7 protein-coding genes are annotated in these 5,615 nt (G+C 61.1%); 6 read left to right on the top strand and 1 reads right to left on the bottom strand.

Going from position 1 to position 5,615, the window contains the following annotated elements; all coding sequences use genetic code 11:
- Positions 1 to 79 precede the first annotated feature (79 nt).
- The 6 genes from JOZ76_RS06015 to JOZ76_RS05990 all read left to right on the top strand — a co-directional run bounded on the left by JOZ76_RS06015 (position 80) and on the right by JOZ76_RS05990 (position 4,650).
- Complete coding sequence (locus JOZ76_RS06015; RefSeq protein WP_291697713.1) at positions 80 to 595, top strand: YciE/YciF ferroxidase family protein; 516 nt, start codon at positions 80 to 82, stop codon at positions 593 to 595.
- A gap of 523 nt (positions 596 to 1,118) precedes the next feature.
- A complete protein-coding gene (locus JOZ76_RS06010; protein WP_291697712.1) occupies positions 1,119 to 2,138 on the top strand; it encodes a DUF3618 domain-containing protein in 1,020 nt (339 codons plus the stop codon).
- Positions 2,086 to 2,646 carry a hypothetical protein gene (locus tag JOZ76_RS06005; RefSeq protein ID WP_291697711.1) on the top strand — a complete coding sequence of 187 codons (561 nt, stop codon included), beginning with the start codon at positions 2,086 to 2,088 and terminating at the stop codon, positions 2,644 to 2,646. Before JOZ76_RS06010 ends, JOZ76_RS06005 begins: the two co-directional genes overlap by 53 nt.
- The gene (locus JOZ76_RS06000; protein WP_291697710.1) at positions 2,639 to 3,031 is read left to right on the top strand and encodes a phage holin family protein; all 393 of its coding nucleotides are present in this window, start codon (positions 2,639 to 2,641) and stop codon (positions 3,029 to 3,031) included. Before JOZ76_RS06005 ends, JOZ76_RS06000 begins: the two co-directional genes overlap by 8 nt.
- On the top strand, positions 3,028 to 3,783 hold the full coding sequence (locus JOZ76_RS05995) for a hypothetical protein (protein WP_291697709.1): 756 nt from the start codon (positions 3,028 to 3,030) through the stop codon (positions 3,781 to 3,783). The genes JOZ76_RS06000 and JOZ76_RS05995 overlap by 4 nt, the downstream gene beginning before the upstream one ends.
- 21 nt (positions 3,784 to 3,804) lie before the next feature.
- Positions 3,805 to 4,650: a YihY/virulence factor BrkB family protein gene (locus JOZ76_RS05990; RefSeq protein ID WP_291697708.1), complete on the top strand. Its 846-nt coding sequence runs from the start codon at positions 3,805 to 3,807 to the stop codon at positions 4,648 to 4,650.
- Between the two features lie 149 nt (positions 4,651 to 4,799).
- Here JOZ76_RS05990 and JOZ76_RS05985 read toward each other — a convergent pair whose 3' ends face one another.
- Entirely contained in the window at positions 4,800 to 5,069 is a 270-nt protein-coding gene (locus tag JOZ76_RS05985; protein ID WP_291697707.1) for a hypothetical protein, read from the bottom strand.
- Between the last annotated feature and the right edge of the window lie 546 nt (positions 5,070 to 5,615).

Genomic DNA, 5,615 nt, shown 5'->3' with positions numbered 1-5,615 from the left:
CCTCCTTCGTTGGCCCAAGGCCAGGAACGAGTTCCCTCTCCCGGAGTTCCCCTAGTGCCATTTTCTAGGAGGACTTCAAATGGGACTTTTCACCAAGGACATAAAGTCGATGGAAGACCTGCTGATCCACGGTCTTCAGGACATCTACTACGCCGAGCAGCAGATCGTTAAATCGCTGCCAAAGATGATCGAGAAGGCCACGAACCGTGACCTGGTTGCTGGCCTGAAGGGTCATCTTGAAGAGACCAACAAACAGATCGAGCGGCTGCAGAAGGTGTTCGAGAAACTCGGCAAGGAGCCAAGCGGGACGCGATGTCCGGCCATCGACGGCATCATCAAGGAAGCCGACGAAACCGCCGGCGAGATCGAGGACAAGGCGGTGCTGGACGCCGCTCTCGTTGCCAACGCGCAAGCCGTCGAACATTACGAGATGTGCCGTTATGGAACGCTGATCGCCTGGGCGGAAGAGCTCGGTCACGACGATATCGTGCGTTTCCTCACGACGAACCTTAACGAGGAAAAGGCGGCGAACAGCAAGCTTAACACGGTCGCCCTGCGCAAGGGTGTCAATGCCAAGGCGTCGACTGCCGCCTGAATGATCGAGGGCTCCGAGCGACCAGCGGAGTCCTCGCCTTTTTTGAAATGCGGCAAGTCTCCTGAGTCACGTCAGCGCCGAAGACGACCATTTCTCACGGAAGCGGGCCTATTCCGTAGTTTCGTTCGCATTTCCGCTAGAGCTTCGACATGGGCCCGTCTGCGCCGTAGACGGGATCCCTTCGAGGCGACCGGACCCGGGCAATCGACTTAAGGGCACGGGGACGATCCTCAATGCTCGTGCACTCGTCGTACGAGCCCGTAGATGGGTAGGCTCCGATCACGAGGAAGCCGGCACTCGGGGAAAGGCACTGGTAGCCGGTGGTGCGCGGTGACATAACGCCGCTGACAGCCAAGCAGCATACTTCGAAATGCACCGGAGCCAGATCGAGGCGCGTTCCGGCGCTCGGTCTATGTACACTTCTGAACATAGTGTTCCAGCACTCGTACGGCGCGCTCGGGAACCAACGCCTCAGCCCTGAGTTCGACTGGAAACACCAAGAACAAAACAAGAGGGAAAGCCAATGGGACGCTCAGTCGAAGACATCCGGCAGCAGTCGGAACGAAGCCGCGCGGAGCTTGCCGCGACTGTCGACCTGCTCAGGAACAGGATCAAGGATACGGCGGAGGACATCCGCTACAAGGTGTCGCCGGCCGGAATCAAATCAGAAGCCGCTACTTACCTTCATCAGAAAGGAAGGGGTTGGCTCGACGACCTCAAGCAGCGCGCCATCGACAATCCCATTCAGGCGATCGCCATCGGCGCGGCCGCGGCAGCGCCGGTCGTTCGGCTGGCCCGCGGCGTTCCCATGCCGCTGCTGCTGATGGCGGCCGGGCTGGCGATAAGCTCCAAGTCGGTTCGTGAGCAGGCTTCGAACTTGGCGGGGCCGATCGTCGAGCGGGCTCAGGAGCTTGCGTCCGATGCGTCGGGCCGGGTCCAATCGGCAGGGCAAGGCCTGAAGGAAAAGGCGGCGGGCGCCATCCAGCAGGTGACCGGCACGGCGGCGGAAGTTGGCGACGCCGCTTCCGGCAGAATGGCTGACCTTCAGGACCAGGCTGGCAGGGCCCGCGCGAACCTGAGCGAAAAGGTCGCAACCAGCGCGCAGGCTACCAAGGAAACAATGCAGCAGGTACGGGCCAGGGCCGCCGACGCCCTCTCCTCCGCGCCCGACGCCGCCCGCGAGACGATCCGCGACAACCTCGTTCTGGTAGGCAGCCTTGGCGTGGCCATCGGGGCAATTCTTGCCGCATCGCTTCCTACCAGCCGGGCAGAATCGGCAGCGTTGGGACGGTCCAGCGCGAAAGTGAAAAAGGCCGCGGCGGCAGCCGCTCAATCCGGTTTCGAGACGGCAAAGGATGCGGCGTTCTCGGCGGCCGACGCAGCGATGCAGAGCGTGGCCGAGGCAGACCTCGGCAGTCATGCGGACCGCATCACTCAAAAGGCCGCCGATACTCTCAAGACAGTAACCGAAGACGTCATCACCACGGCCTTTGAGCCATCCCAAGCCAACCATCCTGAATTCGATCGAGGCAATCATGAGTGAAACCGATCTGCACACCGAGGACAGGGCCTCGCAAACCTTGACGGACCAAATCGCCGACGCCGGCCAACAGGCCAAGGAGCGCGCAGGGCAGGCCTTCAGGGCCTCTGCTGATACGGCGCGTGAGCGCTTCAAGGAAGCCGCCGACGCCGCGTCGGATGTCGCATCTGAGGCCGCCGACCAGATCCAGGAACAGGCACGCAAGCAGCAGCATGCAGGTGCCGACTTCGTGGATCGCTTGGCCAAGAACATCCGCGAAGCTTCCCGTGCCTTCGAGGGCGACGCGCCTTTTGCGGCGCGGAGCATCAATTCAGCCGCCGGCTACGTCGAGGACGCAGCCGATAAGCTCCGTGACGGCACGTTAGGCGATCTGATCGAGGGCGCCAGGGATTTCGCCCGGCGGCAACCCACGGCATTTCTCGGCTTGTCGGTTCTCGCCGGCTTCGCGGTTATACGTTTGTTGAAGGCCTCGGACGAAGACAGCGCAACAGAGGATGATGGCCATGAATGACGAGCAAGATCGCGGCATTCCGCAGTTGCTCGGAGATGCCCTTTCGCAATTTACCAAGCTCTTCCAGAACGAGATCGACCTTGCGAAAGCCGAGTTGGGCGAGAAGGCTCAGCAGGTGGGAATTGCGGTGGGTTTGCTGGCCGGTGGCGCAGTGCTGGTCATTCCCGCCGTAGTGATGGCGCTCTTCGCGTTTTCGGCGGCGCTGATCTCGGCCGGTTGGTCACAACCCCTCTCCTATCTCGCTTCTGCGATCCTGGCCTTGCTCTTGGCTGCGGTGCTGGTTGCCTTCGCCCTCAACCGACTTGAGGCAAGAAAACTCGCCCCCACCGAAACCTTGCGCCAGCTCGACAAGGACAAGGAAACCGTGAAAGGAATGGTCAGATGAGCACGCCAAGTCGTTTCGTGGACAGCCTGACCGCGGCGGCTCGCGCAAACCCCGTCGGCGCGGCCCTGGTGACCGGGGGCGCGCTGTGGCTGCTGCTGGGTGACCGGGGTCTGAAATCGATCGGCGGTGGCATGGCGGCGGCCGCCGAGCCTCTCGCCGACCTTACCACACACAACATCAGGAAAGCTGCCGGCCTCCGGAAAAACACCTGGGTGGACGGTGGTCGGAGCGTTCGCGAGAGCGGTGGTGACCTCTCGGATGATGCGAAAGCTGCGATGCGCGCAGCATCCGGCGCGGCTTCGAGCACCATCGGCTCGCTGCAGGACACGGTCGAGAGCGCCACCTCACGCGTGCGAGATGCACTGGACGCCATGCCTGACGTGCGCTCCACGGCCAGGCAGGCCTATGGCAAGGCGCAGAGCTCTCTGGCCGAAGCGCTTGAACGTCAGCCTCTGTTGCTTGGCGCTATTGGACTGGCCATCGGTGCTATGGCCGCAGGCGCCTTTGAGTCCAGCAGGACCGAGAAGGAATGGTTGGGACCGCTGAGCGAGGATCTGAAATCCCGTGCCCAGCGCCGCGGCGGCGCGCTTTCGAAAAGTCTCAAGGAAGCAGCCGATACGGTAAGCAATGAGGCAAGCGAAGTCGCCGAAGAAGCGCTCGAACGTCTCCGAGGCGCTGGTGCGGACGCGATTGATGCGGTCCAAACGTCCAAGGTCGCCGCCAATGATCCGCAATTCGACCGGCCGCGCTAGTACCTGTTCTCGACGGTCGCCATGTGGACTATTCTGAAGGAAGCCGCCAGCAACTGGTCCACTCACAAGGACGCGCGGCAGGGGGCGGCGCTGGCATATTACTCGGTGTTTTCAATCGGACCTGTGATCATCATCGCTATCGCGATCGCGGGTCTGTTGTTCGGCCGGGAGGCCGTCACCGGTCAGGTGGCGGCATCGATCAAGGGAATGATCGGTGAAACTGGCGCGCAAGCGGTCCAGGCGATGCTCTCGGAAGCCGGTCGTCCCCGGGAAGGCCTGCTCGCATCAGCGCTCGGGACCGCTGCGATCGTGCTCGCCGCCGTGGGGGTCGTCGTTCAGCTCAAGGATGCCCTGAATATCGTCTGGGAGGTCGACGAAACCAAAGAGACCGGTGTCTGGCATTTCGTGCTCAACTACGTGGCGTCATTCGCAGCCGTTTTGGCCCTTGGATTTCTCTTGATGGTGTCGCTGATCGTCACGACCGCGGTGACCGCCTTTGGCAATTATGCCGGATCGCACCTCCAGGAGTGGTTGCTGCACCTCCTGACTCTCGTCGTATCCTTTGCGGTCATCTCGCTGCTGTTCGCGATGATGTTCAAATGGCTGCCGGACGCATCCATCGACTGGTACGATGTCTGGGTTGGCGCTGCTGTCACTGCGGCGCTGTTCGAGATCGGCAAGTTCGCGATCGGATACTATATCGGTCGACAGGGCCTGGAATCCACCTATGGTGCTGCGGCCTCGATCATCGTGGTGCTGATCTGGGTTTACTATTCGTCTCAGATCATCTTGTTCGGCGCTGAAATCACCCATGCCTTTGCCGCGCATCAGGGCTCGATCAATGCGCGCCGCTCTCACAGGGACTGATCGGGCCGGCAGTCCGGAGCGACGTCCATTGCCAAAGTGATGTGCCGATCGCTTCGCCGGCTATGAGAAACCGGCGATGAAGATTTCAGTTTCATCTGATCCTTACGAGCTTCCATATCCTGTAGCACCCAAGTGAGCGCGTTCTGTATTCAAATCTGCACGTCGAACATGCGGTCGATCGGAAAGTGAAGAGCGGCGAATTCCTTGTCCTCCGACGAAAGATCAAGCGCGATGTCGCGTCCGAAATTCTGACGCAGCACTCTATCTTCTGGCACGGCGAGGATGGCGTCCCGACGGGCGATATGGGAACTAAGCGCATCGCGCATGTTGAAATAGAAATGCTGCTTCGCCGGTCTTTTCTTGGAAGTTTGGGTCAGGACCGGACTGCGCGATGACGTAGATTGATAGAGCGAGGTCATGCGCTGCTGCCCGTCGAGCAGGTAGGCTCCAGCTTCTTTTGCGGCACGGGTGCGCCTTCGACGGGACGAACGGCAAACGCCACTTCGCCGGAAGCATCAAGCGTCATGAGAGCGCCCACGGGAAAGCCCTCCGAAATTGATGCCAGCAGATCGATGATCCGATCCGCGTTGAAAATCCGGGAGTTGCAGTTTGCCCTGGTGACAGTCGCGCATCAAATCCTTGAGAGAAGCCGGGTGAGTCTTGAAGGATGCCGTCACTTGTTGCTTCCAGTCAGTCGGTTGACTAGCGCCGCGGAGTGTTCCATCGCCGCCCAGTCGCGAATTCTTCGCCGGGCGGCCAAACTCGCCAATCGCATTGATTCCGGGTACCCTTAAGTCAGCGCCTTCAATTCCAATTCCTCGCCATCATCACCGGTCCTCACCTCTGAGCGACAGAGAGCAATCAATTCAATACGGCACGAACTGGTGGCGGCGCCAACGTTCGAGCAGCCGCTGGGCACCCCCCGTCACGCTCTAGCGGGCCGGATTGCGCACGGCCCGCCACGC

Source organism: Bradyrhizobium sp., from assembly GCF_019244115.1.
In the GTDB taxonomy this organism is placed as follows: domain Bacteria; phylum Pseudomonadota; class Alphaproteobacteria; order Rhizobiales; family Xanthobacteraceae; genus Bradyrhizobium.
This window is presented reverse-complemented; position numbering and strand designations above follow the sequence as displayed.